At 64.0% G+C, this 20,750-nt stretch carries 21 protein-coding genes; 17 read left to right on the top strand and 4 right to left on the bottom strand.

Annotated features, from left to right (window positions below; translation table 11 throughout):
* Positions 1-167 precede the first annotated feature (167 nt).
* A complete protein-coding gene (locus tag RBB18_RS02365) occupies positions 168-1,811 on the top strand; it encodes a CTP synthase (RefSeq protein WP_103761603.1) in 1,644 nt (547 codons plus the stop codon).
* A gap of 132 nt (positions 1,812-1,943) precedes the next feature.
* Positions 1,944-2,516 (top strand): outer membrane protein, encoded by a 573-nt coding sequence (locus RBB18_RS02360; protein ID WP_170067105.1) that lies wholly within the window; start codon positions 1,944-1,946, stop codon positions 2,514-2,516.
* Positions 2,517-2,580: 64 nt separating this feature from the next.
* Here the strand turns inward: RBB18_RS02360 and RBB18_RS02355 are convergent, their stop codons facing one another.
* Positions 2,581-3,204, bottom strand: a complete 624-nt coding sequence (locus RBB18_RS02355; RefSeq protein ID WP_306112309.1) for a hypothetical protein — start codon at positions 3,202-3,204, stop codon at positions 2,581-2,583.
* A 195-nt stretch (positions 3,205-3,399) separates the two neighbouring features.
* On the opposite strand from RBB18_RS02355, the gene RBB18_RS02350 reads away from it, so the two are divergent.
* The 7 genes from RBB18_RS02350 to RBB18_RS02320 all read left to right on the top strand — a co-directional run bounded on the left by RBB18_RS02350 (position 3,400) and on the right by RBB18_RS02320 (position 8,603).
* Positions 3,400-3,867 (top strand): TerB family tellurite resistance protein, encoded by a 468-nt coding sequence (locus RBB18_RS02350; protein ID WP_245890377.1) that lies wholly within the window; start codon positions 3,400-3,402, stop codon positions 3,865-3,867.
* Positions 3,868-3,924: 57 nt separating this feature from the next.
* Positions 3,925-4,362 (top strand): TerB family tellurite resistance protein, encoded by a 438-nt coding sequence (locus RBB18_RS02345; RefSeq protein ID WP_274592111.1) that lies wholly within the window; start codon positions 3,925-3,927, stop codon positions 4,360-4,362.
* Entirely contained in the window at positions 4,359-5,099 is a 741-nt protein-coding gene (locus tag RBB18_RS02340; protein WP_306112308.1) for a phosphate/phosphite/phosphonate ABC transporter substrate-binding protein, read from the top strand. Before RBB18_RS02345 ends, RBB18_RS02340 begins: the two co-directional genes overlap by 4 nt.
* Before the next feature lie 146 nt (positions 5,100-5,245).
* Positions 5,246-6,022, top strand: a complete 777-nt coding sequence (locus RBB18_RS02335) for an ABC transporter ATP-binding protein (protein WP_103761608.1) — start codon at positions 5,246-5,248, stop codon at positions 6,020-6,022.
* Between the two features lie 29 nt (positions 6,023-6,051).
* Positions 6,052-6,774, top strand: coding sequence for a transporter substrate-binding domain-containing protein (locus tag RBB18_RS02330; protein WP_103761609.1), 723 nt, complete (start codon positions 6,052-6,054; stop codon positions 6,772-6,774).
* Positions 6,775-6,912: 138 nt separating this feature from the next.
* On the top strand, positions 6,913-7,797 hold the full coding sequence (locus RBB18_RS02325; RefSeq protein WP_103761610.1) for an ABC transporter permease: 885 nt from the start codon (positions 6,913-6,915) through the stop codon (positions 7,795-7,797).
* Positions 7,797-8,603, top strand: a complete 807-nt coding sequence (locus RBB18_RS02320) for an ABC transporter permease (protein ID WP_103761611.1) — start codon at positions 7,797-7,799, stop codon at positions 8,601-8,603. Before RBB18_RS02325 ends, RBB18_RS02320 begins: the two co-directional genes overlap by 1 nt.
* A 50-nt stretch (positions 8,604-8,653) precedes the next feature.
* Here the strand turns inward: RBB18_RS02320 and RBB18_RS02315 are convergent, their stop codons facing one another.
* From RBB18_RS02315 to RBB18_RS02305, 3 genes are read right to left on the bottom strand one after another with little or no spacing between them, the layout of a single operon-like run.
* Positions 8,654-9,451 (bottom strand): DUF4336 domain-containing protein, encoded by a 798-nt coding sequence (locus RBB18_RS02315; RefSeq protein WP_103761612.1) that lies wholly within the window; start codon positions 9,449-9,451, stop codon positions 8,654-8,656.
* Positions 9,452-9,456: 5 nt separating this feature from the next.
* Positions 9,457-10,002 (bottom strand): peptidylprolyl isomerase, encoded by a 546-nt coding sequence (locus RBB18_RS02310; RefSeq protein ID WP_306112307.1) that lies wholly within the window; start codon positions 10,000-10,002, stop codon positions 9,457-9,459.
* Entirely contained in the window at positions 9,995-10,501 is a 507-nt protein-coding gene (locus RBB18_RS02305) for a peptidylprolyl isomerase (RefSeq protein WP_306112306.1), read from the bottom strand. The genes RBB18_RS02310 and RBB18_RS02305 overlap by 8 nt, the downstream gene beginning before the upstream one ends.
* 129 nt (positions 10,502-10,630) lie before the next feature.
* Here RBB18_RS02305 and pgk point away from each other — a divergent pair, with 129 nt between their 5' ends.
* From pgk to RBB18_RS02265, 8 genes are all read left to right on the top strand, one after another.
* Positions 10,631-11,815, top strand: a complete 1,185-nt coding sequence (pgk, locus tag RBB18_RS02300; protein ID WP_306112305.1) for a phosphoglycerate kinase — start codon at positions 10,631-10,633, stop codon at positions 11,813-11,815.
* Between the two features lie 119 nt (positions 11,816-11,934).
* A complete protein-coding gene (locus RBB18_RS02295; protein WP_306112304.1) occupies positions 11,935-13,533 on the top strand; it encodes a hypothetical protein in 1,599 nt (532 codons plus the stop codon).
* A gap of 210 nt (positions 13,534-13,743) precedes the next feature.
* Positions 13,744-14,637 carry a fructose bisphosphate aldolase gene (locus RBB18_RS02290; protein WP_103761617.1) on the top strand — a complete coding sequence of 298 codons (894 nt, stop codon included), beginning with the start codon at positions 13,744-13,746 and terminating at the stop codon, positions 14,635-14,637.
* 91 nt (positions 14,638-14,728) lie between these two features.
* The gene (locus tag RBB18_RS02285) at positions 14,729-16,045 is read left to right on the top strand and encodes a glutamine synthetase family protein (RefSeq protein WP_306112303.1); all 1,317 of its coding nucleotides are present in this window, start codon (positions 14,729-14,731) and stop codon (positions 16,043-16,045) included.
* A gap of 204 nt (positions 16,046-16,249) precedes the next feature.
* Positions 16,250-16,927, top strand: coding sequence for a type 1 glutamine amidotransferase (locus RBB18_RS02280; protein WP_306112302.1), 678 nt, complete (start codon positions 16,250-16,252; stop codon positions 16,925-16,927).
* Between the two features lies 1 nt (position 16,928).
* Positions 16,929-18,290 carry a glutamine synthetase family protein gene (locus RBB18_RS02275; RefSeq protein ID WP_103761620.1) on the top strand — a complete coding sequence of 454 codons (1,362 nt, stop codon included), beginning with the start codon at positions 16,929-16,931 and terminating at the stop codon, positions 18,288-18,290.
* On the top strand, positions 18,283-19,425 hold the full coding sequence (locus RBB18_RS02270; RefSeq protein ID WP_306112301.1) for a hypothetical protein: 1,143 nt from the start codon (positions 18,283-18,285) through the stop codon (positions 19,423-19,425). The genes RBB18_RS02275 and RBB18_RS02270 overlap by 8 nt, the downstream gene beginning before the upstream one ends.
* On the top strand, positions 19,422-20,726 hold the full coding sequence (locus RBB18_RS02265) for an FAD-binding oxidoreductase (RefSeq protein WP_306112300.1): 1,305 nt from the start codon (positions 19,422-19,424) through the stop codon (positions 20,724-20,726). Before RBB18_RS02270 ends, RBB18_RS02265 begins: the two co-directional genes overlap by 4 nt.
* Positions 20,727-20,750: the final 24 nt, after the last annotated feature.

Below are 20,750 nucleotides of genomic sequence, written 5' to 3'. Positions count from 1 at the left end.
AGAAACACCACTAAGGCTTGCGGACGCGCATACGCGTGTCACAGCATATTGCGCCTTTCATCCGAATCCTTTAAGGCTCGAGTCCCGTGGTAATGCGGTGCGCGAGGCGTCGATTCGACCGCATCTAATAGGCGTAAAACGCCGCAATCACGGGGGATTGCCAGCGCATGGCACGTTATATTTTCATTACCGGCGGCGTTGTTTCCTCTCTCGGCAAGGGTCTTGCCTCTGCGGCACTCGGCGCACTTTTGCAGGCGCGCGGCTTTTCGGTCCGTCTGCGCAAGCTGGACCCGTACCTGAACGTCGATCCCGGTACGATGTCGCCGTTCGAACATGGCGAGGTCTTCGTCACCGATGACGGTGCCGAAACCGACCTCGACCTTGGTCACTACGAACGCTTCACCGGCGTCCCCGCCCGCATGACTGATTCGGTCAGCTCGGGCCGCATCTATTCCAACGTACTGGAACGCGAGCGCCGCGGCGACTACCTCGGCAAGACCATTCAGGTCGTCCCTCACGTCACCAACGAGATCAAGGACTTCATCGGCATCGGCGATGACGAGGTGGATTTCATGCTGTGCGAGATCGGCGGCACCGTGGGCGACATCGAAGGCCTGCCCTTCTTCGAGGCGATCCGCCAGTTCAGCCATGATCGCCCGCGTGGGCAATGCATCTTCATGCATCTGACGCTTCTGCCGTACCTCGCCGCCAGCGGCGAATTGAAGACGAAGCCGACGCAGCATAGCGTGAAGGAACTTCAATCCATCGGGATCGCGCCCGATATCCTCGTCTGCCGCTCGGAACAGCCGATCCCGGAAAAAGAGCGCGAGAAGATCGCGCTTTTCTGCAACGTCCGCAAGGAGGCCGTGGTCGCGGCTTATGACCTCAATTCGATCTACGAGGCCCCGCTCGCCTATCATCACGAGGGGCTGGATCAGGCCGTTCTGGATGCGTTCAACATCTCTCCCGCGCCGCGCCCGGACCTGACGACCTGGCAGGACGTGGGCGACCGCATCCACAACACCGACGGGGCGGTCAACATCGCCATCGTCGGCAAGTACACGCAGCTGGAAGACGCCTACAAGTCCATCAAGGAGGCGCTGACCCATGGCGGCATGGCGAACCGGGTCAAGGTCAACGTCGAATGGGTCGATGCCGAGGTGTTCGACCGCGAAGACGCCGCGCCGCACCTCGAGGGCTACCACGCGATCCTCGTGCCCGGCGGCTTTGGCGAGCGCGGCACCGAGGGCAAGATCAAGGCCGCGCAATTCGCCCGCGAACGCAAGATTCCGTATCTGGGCATCTGCCTTGGCATGCAAATGGCGGTGATCGAGGCCGCGCGCAACAAGGCGGGTTTGAAAGACGCAGGCTCTGAAGAGTTCGACCATGAGGCCGGCAAAAAACGCTTCACCCCGGTTGTCTATCACCTCAAGGAATGGGTGCAGGGCAACGAGAAGGTCAAGCGCAAGGTCACCGACGACAAGGGCGGCACGATGCGTCTTGGCGCCTATGACGCTGTACTCAAGGAAGGGTCCAAAGTGGCCGAGGTCTATGGCGGCACCGCCATCGACGAGCGTCACCGCCACCGCTATGAAGTGGACATCGAGTACCGCAAACAGCTCGAGGAATGCGGGCTTGTCTTTTCCGGAATGTCGCCCGACGGCCGTTTGCCGGAAATCGTCGAGTGGAACGATCATCCGTGGTTCATAGGTGTGCAGTTTCACCCCGAGCTGAAATCGAAACCGTTCAAGCCGCACCCGCTGTTCGCGGATTTCGTGCGGGCGGCCGTGGAAACCTCGCGCCTCGTTTAAGCCCTTAAAAATCAGGAACAAAGTCAGGTCGTAAATTTTTTTGACGACCGCTTTGAACCGTTCCTCCTGTCGCCGCGACCTATGTCCGAGCCCCGGGATTGTCCTGGGTCGCGCTTAGACATGAGGTATAAAATGAAAACGATCTTTAAATCCCTGACCGCCGCCGCAACCCTGTCCGCGGCCATCACTACCACCGCTATCGCCCAGGACGCCGAGAAATGGGAAGGCTTCTACGCCGGCGGCCGGGTCAATATGCAGAATCTCGGTATCTCGGGCGTTCCTGTCGGGATCGACCCCGAAATCAACGCCGGTGTGTTCGGCGGCTACAATTACGCTGTTGCCCCCAACTTCGTGTTGGGCGCCGAACTGGGTTATGACAGCAAGCTGGACTATACGGTGATGGGCACCGGGCTGGACCTGGAAAACAACATCAACCTGCGTGGCCGCGGTGGCTATGCCTTCGGCAACTCGATGCTCTACGGCTCCCTGGGCTATGGCTGGACGGACTGGGACGTGGCCGCAGCCGGCGTCTCGGGATCGGGTCAGGGCATCTCCTACGGCATCGGTCTTGAGACGATGCTGAGCGAGAATATCACCACCCGGTTCGAGTATACCCGCACCAATTACGACTTCTCGGGTCCCGGCCTCGGGGGACGCAATGGCGAAGTCGACGCCTTCTCGGTCGGTGTTGCCTACAAGTTCTGATCCTTGCGGACCAACTCTGTCAGGGCGCCTTTCACAGGGCGCCCTGATGTGGTTGCCGTCTGCGTCAGTACCGCAGATTCGTCAGGTCGTCGGCCGGGTCTTCCTGCGGGGGATGAAACCGCAGCATCCGGCGCGAGACGCCAAGTTCGAGCACCGGGCTGAACAGATCTCTCAGAAGCGAACGGCGTTCGTGGTAGACAGCCGTCTCGGCCTCGCGGTCGAGGCGCAACTTGTTCTCCAAAAGCGTCGCGATGATCCGCTCGTCCAAGATATACCGGCCCTGCCTGCCTGTCTGCCGATCCTCGGCCTGGGCCTCAAGCCAACTCTGGATTCGCGAACGATCCTCGACATCCTGATCCGGCCATACGAGGTAGAACCCGGAATTGAGCCGAAGACAAATCGAGTCCAGCATTAGCGCCGCGCCTGCCAGTTCCTCGGGAATGTCGCGCTTTGTCAGGTAGTTGAAGCGATGAGGCTGGCCGTTGAGGAACACGGTCAGTGCCGTCCCCAGATCCATGAACTTCTGCGCCATGACCCAGCCAAGAACGCGCCTCGGGTCGCCCGACCAGTCGTAGGCCCTGAGAAAGCTGCGCACCTCGTCATGCGTGCAGCCGCGCAGATAGGCCAGCTGGTCCTCCGGCGCGGCGGTCGAAATGTTGACGACAGGCTTTGCAACGTTGCGCGACATGGCAGGCTTCACACTCGAGGATATCATGTGGTTGAGAGCACCGTGACGCGCAAAAATGCCGTTTGTTGGGAGCAAATGTGTCACGTTTCCGGCCTCCGCCACCAATGCGCGGATGTGCGCCTGCGATTTTGTTTTCCTGCTCACAGCTGACGCTGTAAACGTGACCAAACGATCCTAGATACACGGAGCCGCCCCATGGAAAAAACCTCGCTGCTTCATCGTTTGCTGCATGCGTTCGACGCGCCCGAACCCCCGCCCCTGCCCGCGCCCGACGAAAAGCTGGCGCTTGGAGCGCTGATGGTGCGTGTGGCGATGTCGGATCACAGCTACAAGTTTGCAGAGGTGCATCGGATCGACCTGCTGCTGGGCCGACTTTTCGGGCTTGGGCCGATCGAGGCGGCCAAGATGCGTGCGACCTCCGAGCGGCTGGAGCGCGACGCACCCGACACCGAGGAATTCGGCGACATCCTTCGCAAGACCGTCAGCTTTGCAGCGCGTGTCGACGCTCTCGAAGCGCTGTGGGAAGTGACGCTGGCCGATGGCGTCCGGCACGAGGAAGAACTGGAAGTGCTGGAAGATGTGCGCCAAACGCTGGGCCTGTCACCAGACGACAGCGACGCCGCACGCGCCCGGGCCGAAACCGAACTCGGTGGCAGCCAATAGCGTCCCGACGCGCAGATTCTCGTTGGCGGCAGCCAGCTGGTTGCCTATATCCCCTTCATGTTTGCTGATTTTCTGAAAAAACTCACCGAGTCGACCCCTGAAACCCTGCCCCAAGAAGATGCACGGCTGGCGCTGACGGCTCTGCTGGTGCGCATCGCTCGGTCGGACGGGCATTTCGATGCCGAGGAGCGGCAGCGCATCCTGGCCATCGCGCAAACACGCTACCAGTTGTCCGAAGCGGATGCTGGTGCGTTGCTGGAGCAGGCGGAGCAGTTGGAAGGCGAAGCGCCGGACACCGTGCGCTTTACCCGCGCCATCAAGGACGCCGTGGCCTATGACGACCGGCTTCGCGTGGTCGAGGCGTTGTGGCAGGTGGCGCTGGCCGATGGCGAGCGCGATGCAAGCGAGGACGCAATCATCCGGATGGCATCGAACTTCCTCGGCGTGACCGACATGGACAGCGCCCTTGCCCGCCAACGCCAGGAAAAGGAATGATTGCCAGCCTGCCGATGTACGACCGGCCCGAGATTCGGGCCGCGACGGACAGTTTCTGGCAGGCCATACGCAAGGCGCTTGGACGCGGCCCCGACACACTTACGCGCGAGGGCGACCCGTGGGACCAATGGCAATCCCCGGATCTTTTGCTGTCTCAGACCTGCGGATACCCCTACCGCGCCCGCCTGCATGGCAAAGTCCAAATCGTCGGCACGCCGCATTATGGATTGGACGGGTGCGGGGCGGGCGAATACCGCTCGGTCTTCGTGGCGCGCAAGCAAGATCCCCGTAGCGATCCGGCTGAATTTTCTGCCGCGCCCTTTGGCTATAACGAACCGATGTCGCAAAGCGGCTGGGCCGCGCCCGGCGCCTATGCCGAAGCGCGCGGCTTTGCCTTCACCGACACGCGACGCACCGGCAGCCATCAGGCCTCGGCCCGCGCCGTGGCGGAAGGTCAGGTCGATCTGGCCGCGCTCGACGCGCAAAGCTGGCAGCTGATGCAGCGCTACGACAGTTTCGCAGACAAGCTGCAGGTCATTGCCGCGACATCGCCCACACCCGCCCTGCCCTTCATCACGGCGAACGGACAGGATGCCGACGCGATTTTCTCCGCCCTTCAGACCGCGGTCGAGGACTTGCCAAGTGAGACCCGCGACGTCCTCGACCTGCGCGGAATCGTGCGAATTCCGCCCGAGGCCTACCTGGCGGTTCAGACACCGGCCCCGCCGCCCGCTTGACGCTACGGCACCCCGCCGCATTCGCCCAAAACCCGGGCAATCCGCACGAAACGGACGAAAAAACCTCGTTTTGCAAGTTGCATTGGCCCAAAATTGCTGCCCTATTGTCCGGTGTGACTGCCTGACCTGCAAACCGGAAGCTGCCTTTGCCTGACGAAAAACCCGTCATCGAGATCCGCAATCTGCACAAGGCCTATGGCAACCTTGAGGTCATCAAGGGCGTCGACATCACGGCACCCAAGGGCAGCGTGGTGTCGCTCATCGGCTCCTCGGGGTCAGGCAAATCCACTATTCTGCGCTGTGCCAACCTGCTGGAAGACAGCCAGCAGGGAGATATCCTGTTCAAGGGCGAGCCGGTGACCTGGAAAGGCTCTGGCCTGAACCGGCACCCGGCAGACTCCAAGCAGGTGCTGCGGATTCGCACGAACCTGTCGATGGTGTTCCAGCAGTTCAATCTGTGGGCGCACCTGACCATCCTGCAAAACGTGATGGAGGCCCCGGTCACCGTGCTGGGTCGCCCCAAGGCAGAGGTCGAGCAGGCTGCACGCGGGTACCTGGAAAAGGTCGGAATCGGCGACAAGTGCGATGTCTACCCGGCGCAACTGTCGGGCGGGCAACAGCAGCGCGCCGCCATCGCGCGGGCACTTTGCATGGAGCCCGAGGCGCTCTTGTTCGACGAACCCACCTCGGCGCTCGACCCCGAACTGGAACAGGAAGTCGTGCGCGTGATCAAGGACCTGGCCGCCGAAGGGCGGACCATGATGATCGTGACCCACGACATGAAAATGGCCCATGACGTGTCTGACCACGTCATATTCCTGCATCAGGGCCTGATCGAAGAAGAAGGTGATCCGGAGACGCTCTTCGGGTCCCCGAAATCCGAGCGGCTGCGTCAGTTTCTCAGCTCGACGATGGCCGCCTGAACCAAAAGAACCAAGCAAGGGAGACACTTATGAAAAAGCTAGTTCTTTCCACACTTGCCCTGGCAGTTGCCGGCGGCATGGCGATGGCCCAGGACAAGACGATCCGCCTGGGCACCGAAGGCGCTTATGCGCCGTGGAACTTCGTCAACGACGCGGGCGAGATCGATGGCTTCGAGCGCGAACTGGGCGACGAGCTGTGCGCGCGGGCCGAGCTAACCTGCGAATGGGTCAAGAACGACTGGGATTCGATCATCCCCAACCTGGTAGGCGGCAACTATGATGTCATCATCGCGGGCATGTCGATCACCGACGAGCGTGACGAAGTCATCGACTTTACCCAGAACTACACGCCGCCCGATCCCTCGGCCTATGCCGGCATGTCGGAAGGCGTCGATGTCGAAGGCGGCGTGATCGCGGCCCAGACCGGCACGATCCAGGCAGGTTATGTCGCCGAATCCGGTGCGACACTGGTGGAATTCGCCACGCCCGAGGAAACCATCGCCGCCGTCCGCAACGGCGAGGCCGACGCGGTTCTGGCCGACAAGTCCTTCCTTGCCCCGGTCGTGGCCGAGGACAGCGACATGATGTTCGTCGGCGACGATGTTGCGCTCGGCGGAGGCGTCGGCATGGGTGTCCGCGAATCCGACACCGAGCTGAAAGAGACGTTCGATGCCGCCATCCAGTCGATGAAGGACGATGGCAGCCTGAACGAGCTGATCAAGAAATGGGAAGTCGCATCGACTTTCGAATAAGCTGAAACAGCCGCGCCCCGGGCATTCCGGGGCCCGCGCTTCAGGCCGGACGGGGACTTATGGCCGATACCACCCTTATCTTCGTGCCCGGCGTCACGCTCGGGCCTTTGCCCTTGGGCCGGGCCGCGAGAGATCGTGATGTTTGAGTTCTGCGCCGACCCCTCGGCCCTTGGCGATGTGCAGTGGCTTGCCTGCTATCTCACCACCGCCAAACACGCCAATCTCTATTTCGCCGTCGGCCTTGTGCTGGTCCTGCTGGCGATCACTGCGCCGACTGCACTGGCCTTCGGCTTTGGCGCCGCAACCGCGGCACGCTCGAAATTTCCGCCACTGGCCTGGCTGGCGCATGGGTACATCAACCTCGTGCGCGGCGTGCCCGACACGGCATTTTTCCTCTTTTTCATCATCGCGCTCGACCAGGGCGTCGAATGGGTCCGGCACAAGGTCAAATGCCCGGACTGGAGCGAACCCATCCGCCAGGGCAACGACTTCATCGTCTGCCAGGCCGCCAAGATGCCCTTGGGCGAGGCGGACCAGTGGGTGCACGAGATCTACGGTTTCTTCCTTGCGGTGCTGACCTTTGCGCTGGTGTTCGGTGCATTCGCGGGCAACGTGATTTACGGCGCGATGCGCACCGTGCCCCGCGGCCAGATCGAAACCGCCGAAGCCTATGGCATGACCCCGCGACAAAGTTTCTGGCGGATCCTCGTGCCGCAAATGTGGGTCTATGCCCTGCCCGGTCTCAGCAATGTCTGGATGGTGCTGACCAAGGCAACCCCGCTTCTGTTCCTGCTGGGCGTTGAGGATATCGTCTACTGGGCGCGGGAGCTGGCGGGTACGGCCCTGCCGAAATTCACCGATTACCCGCATGGCGACTGGCGCATGTGGTATTTCCTGGCACTGCTGGTCTTCTACCTGGGCCTGACGCGGGTGTCCGAGATCGTGCTCGACCGGCTGATGATCAAGCTGTCGCACGGCCAGGCCACCACGGGCGGCGAAGCGCTGCGAAAGGCGGCGGCGTGATGAGTTGCTGGCAGACCATCCAGGATTACGCGCTGCGCTCCATCGGTCTGGGTGAGCGCCTGTTGCCGCGTGAGGATTTTACGCTTTGCCAGCAGGTCACGCTGATCGGTTCCGGCATGATCTGGAATATCTATTTCGGCGTGCTGGCGATCATCCTCGGCTTTGGCCTCGCCACGGTGGTGGCCGTGGGCAAGGCCTCGCCCAACCGCTTGCTGCAAAAGCCGTCGGCCTGGTTCATCTACATCTTCCGGGGTTCGCCGCTCTTCATCCAGTTCTTCTTCGCCTACGCGGCCTTTCTGAACCTCAAGTCTGTTTACCCGGTCTTCGATGCGTTCACCGCTGCTTGGCTGGGCGCGTTGATCGTGCTTTTCCTCAACACGGCCGCCTATTCGGGCGAGATCTTCTACGGCGCCTTGCGCTCGATCCCCAAGGGCGAGGTCGAGGCGGCGGATGCCTATGGGTTCTCGGGGTTCACCCGGTTCCGGCGGATCATCTGGCCCACCATGCTGCGTCTGGCTTGGCCCGCCTACACCAACGAAGCGATCTTTCTTTTCCACGCGACCACTCTGGTCTTCTTCTCGGCCTTCCCGGCGTGGCAGCAACGGGGCGACGCGCTTTATTACGCGAATTACTTTGCCGACAAGACGTTCAACCCGTTCGTGCCCTACCCGATTTTGGCGGGCTACTTCATCCTGTTGACGCTGGTGGTGATCTCGATCTTCGGACTGGCGAACCGGCGGCTGAACCGTCACCTGCCCCGGGAACGCCGCGCCCGCATTCGTTTTCGCCCGAACATCATTCGCTGAGACTGATCCAGCTTTGCAGGAATGCGCCAAGCCGCAGCGCCCGCCCTAGCCTAGGCCGGATCGTCATCCCTTTCGCGGGCTTTCATGTCCCGCATCGCGCGGTCCCATTGTCGCGGCGCCAGCAACTTGCGAAAGGCCCGCTCCAACTCTGCTGTGCCGTCGCGGTCGTACCAGCGCCCGTGGGCGATGATCACGCGCCGCGCACCCCAGCCGACGATGGTCTCGATATCTTCGGCAAAGTCCTGTTTGTCGCGGAAGGTCCAGCGGATCAGGGGCGGCGTTTTGCCGTCGTGATCGCCGATCCCGTTCAGCCACACGAAAGGCCGGCATCGCGCCGGCAGCTTGTCGGTCTCGAACGCCTCGATCAGGTCGGTCAGGATGGTCGTGGTTGACGCCTTGTGAAAGAACGCGAGTTCCTTGTGCGTCCGGCTGCCGCGCACCAGAAGCTGGGCGATCTGGCCCGCCCACGGCGCGTCGGCCTCCCGGGGCTGCAATTCCTGCCCGTCCGGCATGTCGAGCCCGAGCTTTGCCGCACGTTCTTTCGTACCCGGTGCCATCCAGAAAGCCGCGTCGGGATAGGCATGCACCCATTCGGAAATGTGCAGAAAGTGGAACTGGTTCGGCGCAACGAGGTGCCGCACCGGTCCCAGCACCGCCAGGGCATCCTTCAGATCGTTCGTGAGCGGGGTCGGAGAATGCACCCAGAGGTCGCCGTTCTCTAGCTGGATCACCGTGGCGCGGGTGGGAAAGGGAAAGCCCATCACCGTCACCGGCGCACCGTCGATGATCCAAATGCGGTCGGCCACGGGTTTGAGCACATTCAGTGGCTCGTACCCCGTGGTCGTCACGCGTCTTACTCCGTCACCGTGACGGACACCATGCGGTCCGGCTCGCCGATGACAGCCCCGTTTGGGCCTTCGCCACGCTTGATGCCATCGAGCACATCAAGCCCTTCGGTCACGCGGCCCACGACAGTGTATTCCCCGTCCAGGAACGGGCCCGGCGCGAACATGATGAAGAACTGGCTGTTGGCGCTGTCAGGGCTTTGGCTGCGAGCCATGCCGACAACACCGCGGTCAAAGGTGATGTCCGAGAACTCGGCGGCCAGGTCGGGGCGGTCGCTACCGCCGCGCCCGGCCATGGACATGTCGCCGCCCATCTTGCCGAACTCCACGTCACCGGTCTGCGCCATGAAGCCGTCGATCACGCGGTGGAAGACGACGTTGTCGTAGGCGCCTTCCCGGGCCAGTTCGGTGATCTGTTCGACATGGCCGGGGGCCACGTCCTCCAGCAGGTCAACCGTGATGGTGCCGTTGGCCTCGCCCGCGACCTCGATTTCAAGGCCGGTCGCCAGGGCGGGTGCGGCCAGCAGGGTGAAGAGTGCAGAAAGCTTAAGCATCGGCGGCCACCTTCACGCTGATCATCCGGTCGGGGTTCGCGGGCGGCTCACCGCGGGTGATGGCGTCGACATGCTCCATACCCTCGATGACGCGGCCATAGACCGTGTATTGCCGGTTGAGGAAATGGTTGTCCGAGAAGTTGATGAAGAACTGGCTGTTGGCGCTGTCGGGGTTCTGGCTGCGCGCCGCGCCCAGCGTGCCGCGGTCATGCGGAACGCCCGAGAATTCTGCCTTGAGGTTGGGCAGGTCGCTGCCGCCAGTGCCGGCGCTGCGGATGTTGAAATCCTTTTCCATGTTGCCGTTGGCCACATCGCCCGTCTGGGCCATGAAGCCGTCGATCACCCGATGAAAGGCCACGTTGTCATACTGGCCCGAGCGCGCCAGTTCCTTCATACGCTCGCAATGGCCCGGGGCCACGTCGGGCAGGAGTTCGATCGTCACGGTGCCGTCCTTCAGCTCCATCAGGATCGTGTTCTCGGGGTCTTTGATCTCGGCCATGCGGGCCTCCTTGTTAACTTGGGTTGGGCAATACCTAGGCGCTCAGCCCGGGATTGCCAAGCCAGAGCTTGACGCCCCTGCAAGGTCGCGCCAAAAGGCGCGCGACTGCCACCCAATGGAGATCACGAGATGGCCTGGAAGACGCTCGATGACATGGACCTCGATGGCAAGACCGTACTGACACGGGTGGATATCAACGTGCCAGTCGAGAACGGGCGCGTCACCGACGCCACGCGGCTGGAACGCATCAAGCCCACCATCGACACCATCCTCGCCGCAGGCGGCAAGCCGCTCTTGCTGGCGCATTTCGGGCGTCCCAAGGGCAAGGTGGTCGACGCGATGTCACTGCGCCAGGTGGTGCCCGCCCTGCAACAGGCGACGGGGCATACCGTGCAGTTCATCGAAACGCTGGACGGGGCCGAAGAACCCACCGCCGAGGCCAAGGCGGCCGAGGTGCTGCTGCTGGAGAATATCCGCTTTCATCCCGGCGAAGAGACCAACGACCCCGATTTCGCCGCGCGCCTTGCCGGTCTTGGCGATGTCTATTGCAATGATGCCTTCTCGGCCGCGCACCGCGCCCATGCCTCGACCGAGGCGCTGGCCCGCCACCTGCCCGCCTGCGCGGGTCGGCTGATGCAGGCCGAACTGTCGGCGCTCGAAACGGCGCTTGGCAACCCCGAACGGCCCGTTGTGGCTGTGGTGGGCGGGGCCAAGGTCTCGACCAAGCTGGACCTGCTGGGCAACCTTGTCGAGAAGGTGGACAAGCTGGTGATCGGCGGCGGCATGGCCAACACTTTCCTGGCCGCGCAGGGCCTGAGCGTGGGCAAATCTCTGTGCGAACACGAGATGGCGGACACGGCGCGTGAGATCATGGTCAAGGCCGGTGGCGCGGGCTGCGAGATTCTGCTGCCAGCCGATGTCGTGGTGGCCGAGGAATTCCGCGCAGGCGCCGCGCACCAGACGGTTCCGGCCCATGCCTGCCCCGACGATGCCATGATCCTGGATGCCGGGCCGCAGGCCGTCGCGCGGATCACCGCCGCGCTCGACACCGCGCGGACTCTCATCTGGAACGGCCCGCTGGGTGCCTTCGAGATCGAGCCATTCGATGCGGCCACCAACGCCGCCGCCGCTCATGCCGCCAAGCGCAGCCGTGACGGACTACTGACCTCGGTCGCAGGGGGCGGTGACACCGTGGCAGCCCTCAACCAGGCGGGCGCGGCAGAGGATTTCACCTATATCTCCACCGCCGGTGGCGCGTTTTTGGAGTGGATGGAAGGTAAAACGCTGCCGGGTGTGGCCGCCCTGGGCGGCTGAGACCGTCCCTGCGGCCCCGGGGTCGGGGACCGTTTTTCAAAGGTATGGAATCCCGGACTGTGGTATCGTTCGATGCGGGCCTAGCCTGACCCAGCACGATTTCACCGGGGGAGCCCATCATGCGCCGTTTCACACCTGCCATCGCCGCCGTCCTTTGCCTTGGCCTAGCCACGCCGGGCGGTGCCGAAGGCGACCCGAAGCCCAGCCTGCTTGACCTTGTCACCGTCGACGGTATCGCCGAAAGCCTGGCCAGCATCGCCATATCGGCGCTGCGCACGCAGATGGAGGTCGAGTATGAGCATTTGCAGACCGATATTCTGCGCGGCACCGTGGCCCTGACCGGGGTGACGCTGCGCCCGCAACTGCCGCACGATCGCGCCCGCCAGTGCGAGATCACGGTGCAGCGGGTCAGCGTCGATCTGGGTCAGCCCGCGGCGGCGTTCGGCGTGGCGACGATTTCAAGCACGATGGTCGGGGCCAATGCCGCGATCGCCTGCGTGCCGCGTGATGTGGGGCTCAGCCTGCGTTCGGCCGGGTACAACGCGATCGAGGTGGATCGGCTGACCTATGAGGCCGAGTACGTGCACAGCACAGGCGAGATCCGGGTCAACGGCTCGGCGGCGGTGAACGATCTGGCGATCCTCGACCTGGAGGCGGCCGGCGCGATCCTGCCGCGGCTGGACCAGTTCGGTCTTCCGGGCGATCCGGCAATCCGCGTGCGCCGCGCTGTCGTGGGCCTGCAGGATCAAGGCGGCTGGGAGCGGCTGTCATCGCTTATCCCCGAGAACCTGCGCCAGCCCGAAGTGATCCAGGGCCTTGGTACCGAGGAACTGACCAACATGCTCAGCAACAACGGCACCCGCGCCCTGACCGCGACCGAGCGGCGGTTCATCGACGACCTGATGGAGCATGTGGCCGGCTTCGTGCGCGCGCCCGGCGAGATCACGAGCGAGGCGCAACTGCCCGAAGGCGGCATCGTGTTGGAACCTGGTGTCTACGAAAGACCTGAAGAGCTGTTGCAGGCGCTGGCGCCGGACGCCCGCACTGCGCCGCTGGCGCAATCCGAACTGCTGGATGCCGACATCCTGGCCCGGCTGGATAGCGGCGATGTCAGTGCGACCGAGCGTCTGACCGTGGCGCGCGCGCTTTTGACCGGCAGCGGTGTGCCACGCGCCGAGGCGCTGGTGCCCGAGATCCTGTCGCCGCTTGTAGAGGGCGGCGGAGCCGAGGCCGCCGAGGCCGCGCTGCTGACGGCACAGGCGCAGGCCGGAACCGACCCGGCGGCCGCCTACCGGAATACGCTCACCGCATCCGCGGGCCGACAGCCCGGAGCGATTGCCATGCTGGACCGGCTGGAAGAGCGGCTGACCACGATGCAGGTCATCGCGGCGCAGGACGCGCATCTTCAGGTGCAGGGCGCTGCCGCCGACTTGCCCCCGGGCGACGAGATCCGCGCGGTGCGGGCGCAAGCGCTGGCCTATTTCACCGGGCTTGGTGCGCCGCGTTCGTACCGGCAAGCCTATTACTTCGCTCTGATTGCCGAGGCCGCAGGCGATATCGGCGCCCGTCCCCTCCGCGAAGGTATCGAGAACCGCTTCGAGAATCGCGGCGCCGAAGTGAGCGCGGCATGGGCGGGCTTGCGGTCCGAAATCCAGACCCGCGCGCTGACAGACTGGATCGAGCGTGACCTGGCCGACCGGTATTCCAAAGCGGACTGAGCTTGCGGCGCGTTCTGATTCATCATCGTCCCGCTATCCTGCTGACGGCTTGAACTGACGCGCCTGCGGTCTGCACTTGCTGCATCGTATCAAGGCGACCGATGCACTACCTGCGCGCAGACCCGCCGCGTAGGCGCCACCGAGCATTGCGCGGCACGCGGCGCTCACGTATGAAACGGGAAATTCTGATTTACCGGCAAGAGGGATGGCATGTCGAAGGCTGAACAAACGGAGCAGGTGCGCGCAGGGCAAGGGTTTATCGCGGCGCTGGACCAGTCGGGAGGATCGACCCCCAAGGCGCTGCGCCTTTATGGGGTCGAGGAAAATGCCTATGGCTCGGACGAAGAGATGTTCGATCTGGTCCACGACATGCGGACCCGTATCGCACAGGCCCCCGCCTTTACCGGCGACAAGGTGCTGGGCGCGATCCTGTTCGAGATGACCATGGACCGCGAGATGGGTGGCAAACCGTCTGCGCAGTACCTATGGCAAGAGCGCGGTGTTGTGCCTTTCCTGAAAGTTGACAAGGGGTTGGCGGACGAAGCTGACGGCGTGCAGCTGATGAAACCGATCCCTGATCTGGAGAGCTTGCTGGGCCGGGCCAATGATGCAGGTATCTTCGGCACCAAGATGCGGTCGGTGATCAACGCGGCCTCGCCCTCGGGGATTGCCGCGGTCGTCGACCAGCAGTTCGAGATAGGTAACATCATTCTTGACCACGGCCTCGTGCCGATCATAGAGCCGGAAGTCACGATTTCGATCAGTGACAAGGCCGAGGCCGAGACGATCCTGCGCGACGAGATCGCCAAACACCTCGACACCCTGCCCGAGGGCCGCGAGGTGATGCTCAAGCTGACGCTGCCGGAGACCGCCAATCACTACAAGTCGCTGGTGGACCACCCCCGCGTGCTGCGGGTCGTCGCGCTGTCGGGCGGATATTCGCGGGAGGAGGCCAATGACCGGCTGTCGAAGAACACCGGCATGATCGCCAGTTTCTCGCGCGCGCTGACCGAGGGGCTGTCGGCGCAGCAGTCGGACGAGGCGTTCAACGACACGATCGCAACGTCAATCGACAGCATCCACCGGGCGTCAGTTTCGGGGTAACCCACTGTAATCGAGTATTTTTTAGCAAGAAAAAGCCGGGCGGTCGAATGTATCTGGCCCCCGGCTTTCTTCTTGGATAAAGAAGCGCCTCATGGACCTTTCGACATACCAGACCTTTCGCGTGGCGGCGTGCGACCTTAACGGGCGCATGCGTGGCAAGCGCGTGCCGGGTGACTATGCCGGCAAGCTGGACAAGGGCGCGGTCAGGATGCCCATCTCGGCGCTCAACCTCGACATCTTCGGGGCGGATATCGAGGACAGCCCGCTGGTCTTCGAGACCGGCGATGCCGATGGCATCCTGCTGCCCACCGGGCGCGGCGCCTTGCCCCTGCCCTGGCTGGAAACCGAGCAGCCGCTGGTGCCGATGGCCATGTATCACGAGGATGGCCGCCCCTTTGAAGGCGACCCGCGCCATGCCCTGGACGCCGTACTGACGCGCTATGCCGAGCGGGGATGGCGCGTGGTGGCCGCGACCGAGCTGGAATTCACCCTGGTCGATGACAGCGACGATACGCTCAGCCCGGTTAAGAACCCCCTAACGGGCCGTGAGATCGGGTCGGAAGAGATCCTGTCGATGGCGCAGCTGGACCTGTTCGACCCTTTCCTGTCAGAGCTTTACGACGCCTGCGCGGCCATGGGAATTCCCGCGCAGACCATGACCAGCGAAAGCGGTGTGGGCCAGTTCGAGATCACGCTGAACCATCAGGACGCGATGCGGGCGGCCGACGACACGTGGCTGTTCAAGCGGCTCATTCGGAACCTGGCGCGCAACCACGGGTTCGCCGCGACCTTCATGGCCAAGCCCTTTGCCGACGATGCGGGCAACGGGATGCACCTGCATTTCTCGGTCTGGGACGAGGACGGCAAGAACGTCTTCGACAATGGCGGGGAAGAGGGAACATCCCTTTTGAAACAGGCGGTTGCGGGGTGCATCGCGGCGATGCGGGAGAGCACATTGCTGTTTGCACCCCATGCCAACAGTTATGACAGGTTGGTGCCGGGGGCGCATGCGCCGACGGGGGTGGCCTGGGCCTATGAGAACCGCACGGCGGCCATTCGGGTGCCGGGGGGCAGCCCCAAGGCGCGGCGGATCGAGCACCGGGTCGCCGGGGGCGATACCAACCCTTATCTGACCTTTGCGGGCGTGATGGGGGCCGCGCTGACGGGCATCGAGGACGGGCTGGAGCCGCCCGAGCCGATCACGGGAAATGCCTATGATCTCAACCTCTTGCAGCTTTGCGAGAACTGGGAGAGCGCGATTGACCTGTTTGAGACCGCGCCCATTCTGGCACGGGTGTTCGACCCGATGCTGATCCAGAACCTGGTGATGACCAAGCGGCAGGAACTGGCGCTTTTCGCCGAGATGGACCCGGCGGAGCACTGGAAAGTCTACCTTGAGACGGTCTGAGCGACTCAAAGGTTAACGCCGCAAACCCACGTCGGTATCGCGTCGGTATCCGGGTGGTATCGCGGCGGTATTTTTCCAAAACCGAAATCGTTAACACGCCGAACGCCGAGACCCCGTGGCGTGGGCGCCGGAAATGGCCTAGAACGGCCTTGAACGGGCCGATTGGCTCGGCTAGCGTAAATTTGATCAAATTTCTGGTGTGACATGAAAATCGGCATCCTGATGACCGGCCACGCCCTGCCCGACCTGATCGAGAGCACGGGGGACTATGACGCGATGTTCGCCGACCTGCTGGGGCGGGACGGCTTTACCTTCGAGCGCTACGACGTGGTGGACGAGGTTTACCCCGACAGTCCCGATGACGCCGATGGCTGGCTGATTACCGGCTCCAAGCACGGCGCTTACGAGGACCATCCGTGGATCCCCCCGCTGGAGGCGTTCATCCGGGATATCCGCGACGCGGGCAAGCCGCTGATCGGGGTGTGCTTTGGCCACCAGATCATCGCGCAGGCTCTGGGCGGCAAGGTGGTGAAATTTCCCGGCGGCTGGTCGGTGGGGCGCACCGAGTACCAGATCGAGGGCAAGCCGGTGGCGATGCATGCCTGGCACCAGGACCAGGTGATCGAGGTGCCCGAGGGCGCCGAGGTGATCGGGCATTCGGATTTTTGCGAGAACGCGGCGCTGATGATCGGCGACAGGATCCTGACGATCCAGCCCCACCCGGAATTCACCGCGCATGTGTTGCAGACCATCATCGACCAGCGCGGCGCGGGCGTGGTGCCCGACGGCCAGCTGGCCCAAGCGACCGCCAGTGCCGAGACGCCCACGGACGCCGCCGCCTTTGCCGAGCGCATGGCGGCGCATTTCAGGAAAGGGGCCTGACATGGCCGAGGATTGGACAACCGGCCTGCCCGAGGCGGCGCAGGCCTACCTGGAGAACCGGCGGCTGGACGAGGTGGAGTGCATCGTCGCCGACCTGCCCGGCATCGCGCGGGGCAAGGCGGTGCCGGCGACCAAGTTCGCGCGGCAGGATTATTTCCACCTGCCCGACTCGATCTTCTACCAGACGATCACCGGCGACTGGGGCGAGGCGGCAGGGGCCGAAGGGTTCATCGAGCGCGACATGATCCTGACGCCGGACATGAGCACGGCCACCGCCGCGCCGTGGACCGGGGACTGGACGTTGCAGGTGATCCACGACGCCTATGACCGCGACCGCAAACCCATCCCCTTTGCCCCGCGTAACGTGCTGAAGCGGGTGGTGCAGCAATACGAGAAGCTGGGGCTGAAGCCCGTGGTCGCGCCGGAGATGGAGTTCTTCCTGATCGCCCGCAATCTGGACCCCCGGCAGGAGATCGCGCCGATGGTGGGCCGGTCGGGTCGTCCGGCGGCCGCGCGGCAGGCCTATAGCATGACGGCGGTGGACGAGTTCGGCCCCGTCATCGACGACATCTACGATTTTGCCGAGGCGCAGGGGTTCGAGATCGACGGGATCACGCAGGAAGGCGGCGCGGGCCAGCTGGAAATCAACCTGCGGCATGGCAACCCGGTAAAGCTGGCGGACGAGGTGTTCTATTTCAAGCGGCTGATCCGCGAGGCGGCGCTGCGGCACGATTGCTTTGCCACCTTCATGGCGAAGCCCATCGCCGCCGAGCCGGGCAGCGCCATGCATATCCACCACTCGATCATCGACATGGAGACCGGCAAGAACGCGTTTTCCGGGCCGCAGGGCGGTGAGACCGACATGTTCTATCACTTCATCGGCGGCTTGCAGGAATACATGCCGGCGGCGATTGGGGTGATGGCGCCCTACGTCAATTCATACCGCCGCTACGTCAAGGACAACGCCGCGCCCATCAACCTTGAATGGGGGCGCGACAACCGCACCACGGGCATCCGCGTGCCGCTGTCCAAGCCCGAGGCGCGGCGGGTCGAGAACCGGATCGCGGGGATGGATTGCAACCCGTATCTCGGGATCGCGGTCAGCCTGGCCTGTGGCCTTTTGGGGATCAAGAACGAGCTGCGGGCCAAGCCGCAATACCGCGGCGACGCCTATGAGGGCGAGCCGGATTTCCCCGACGGGCTGGGCGCGGCGCTGGATTTGTTCGACGAGGCGACCGAGTTGCAGGAGGTCCTGCACCCCGAGTTCGCGCGGGTCTATTCCATCGTCAAGCGCACGGAATATGCCGAGTTCCTGCAGGTGATTTCCCCGTGGGAGCGCGAGCATCTGCTGATGAATGTCTAAGGCGGGACTTGCCCTTGGCGTGATGGCCCTGCTGGTGGCGGGGCTGTGGGCGTTGCGCGAGGGTCCTGCCCCGGCGCCGGCTGCCGATGACACCTCCGGGATCGAGCGGTATGCCTTTCTGGAGGGGCTGCCGCTGGACGAAGGGGGCTATGCGCTGTTGCTGCACGATCAGGTGACCGGCGACGGGCTGCGCGTGGTGCGGGATGCCGCCGCGTTGAAGGCGGCGCAGGGGCAGGCCTATTACACCGACAATCCGGGCGCGCAGCTGAAGCGGACGTTGCTGTCGGTCGTGTTCCTGAGCCCGCCGGGCATGCCGCCCGACGGTGCCTTCGTGACGGTGCTGCAAGACAAGCAGGCCGTCGAGACGTACCGCTGTTACCGGGCCTTTTGTGCCGGGAACGAGGCCTTCGATCCACCACACGAGCGGGACATGGCGGGGCTGGTCGAGGCGTCGGAGCCGGTGGAACTGGTGACCGAGAGCTTTGACCACCACGACACGGCTCGGGCGCGGATGTTCAAGCTGATGCAGGATGCGGACGCGGTGATGATCGAGCCGCCGAACCTGCCCGCACCGGGAACGATCGTGTTTCCCAAGCGGGTGCGGCTGAGCCTGCCCGCGATCCTGCTGGAGGCCGACGAGAGCGGGCACCAGCCGGTGGAACCGTTTGACGAAGCGGCGCTGGAGGCGCGGTTCGTCGCCGGATTCACCCATGCCTTTCCCGAGACCGATGCCTATCGGTTGAATCCCATGCGGATCGGGCGGCAGTACCCGTCGCTGCAGGGCTGGCCGGTCCTGGGAGAAGGGATCGACGGGTATTTGCGCGACGCCGACGGCGCGTTGCGCGGGTTGGGCGGAATCATTGTGATCGAGCCGACGCTGACGGTCGATCTGACCGAGCGCATGGTCGAGGCGTTGCAAGCCGAGGATGCCTTTGCCGACATGCCCGCGTTTGCGCCGCCCGAGCCGCCCTTCGTGGCGGACCGGCTGGCGGAGATGGCCGAGGCGCATCTGGGTCGCCCCTGCCCCGACTGTTTCAAGATCGAGTTGGATGTCGCGACGGTCGACGGCATCCGGGTGGACACGCTTGACGCGCCGTCATTTTCGCTGAGCCATTACAGGATCGTGCCGCAATGAACCTGCTTTATTCCAACGACAAGCCCGGGACATACCCCGACAGCTGGTATGCCGCGACCACGCAGGCCTTGGAGCCTTTCGCGCCGCTGAGGGGCGAGGTGACCGCAGATGTCTGCGTGGTGGGAGGTGGGTTCACCGGGCTGTCGGCGGCGCTGCATCTGGCCGAAGCGGGGCTGGACGTGGTGCTGCTGGAGGCGCATCGCGTCGGCTTTGGCGCGTCGGGGCGCAATGGCGGGCAGCTTGGGTCAGGTCAGCGGCAGGACCAGCAGACGCTGGAAAAGATGGTGGGGCGCGACGATGCGGCCAAGCTGTGGGAGTTGGCGGAAGGGTCGAAGGCGCTGGTGAAAGGGCTGGTGGCCAAGCACGGGATCGACTGTCACCTGAAGCCGGGGATCGCGCATATGTGCTTTTCCAGGGCGGAGGTGCGCGAAGAGCATGACTATGCCGAGTTCCTGTTTCGCCGGTATGGCTATGACCAGTTGGAGACGCTGGACCGGGACGAAGCACAGGCGCTCTGCCCCTCGCCGAAATACGTGGGCGGGTCGCTGGACATGTCGGCGGCGCATCTGCATCCGCTGGCCTTTGCCCTTGGGCTGGCCCGGGCGGCGCGGGATGCGGGCGTGCGGATATTCGAGCGGGCCGAGGTGCACCGGATCGACGAGGGATCGCCCGCCGTGGTGGCCACGGATGCGGGCCGGGTGACGGCGGAGCACGTGATCCTGGGCTGCAACGGGTATCTGGGCGGGCTCAATCGCAAGGTTGCGGCCAAGGTGATGCCGATCAACAATTTCGTGGTGGCGACGGAGCCCTTGGGGGACGACGCGGACAAGGTGCTGACGCGGGATGTGGCCGTGGCCGACAGCAAATTCGTGGTGAATTACTTTCGCCTGAGCCACGACAAGCGGCTGCTGTTTGGCGGCGGCGAGACTTATGGCTATCGCTTCCCGGACGATATCGCGGCGCTGGTGCGCAAGCCGATGACGCAGATCTTTCCGCATCTGGGCGACGTCGGGATCGACTATGCCTGGGGCGGGACGCTGGCGATCACGATGAAGCGGATGCCCTACCTGGCACGGGTGGCGCCGAATATCCTGTCGGCCTCGGGATATTCCGGGCACGGGGTGGGCATGGCCACGTTCTCGGGCAAGCTGATGGCCGATGCGGTGCGGGGCGAGGCGCAGGGCTTCGATACCCTGGCGCGGGTGCCTGCACAAACCTTCCCCGGGGGGGCCGCGTTCCGTTCGCCGCTCTTGGTGCTGGCAATGACGTGGTACGCGACGCGGGATCGGCTGGGAATCTGACGCAGGGCAGTTGCGCGACGTTCA

This window comes from Roseovarius sp. MMSF_3298 (assembly GCF_030733705.1).
GTDB classification, from domain to species: domain Bacteria; phylum Pseudomonadota; class Alphaproteobacteria; order Rhodobacterales; family Rhodobacteraceae; genus Roseovarius; species Roseovarius confluentis.
This window is presented reverse-complemented; position numbering and strand designations above follow the sequence as displayed.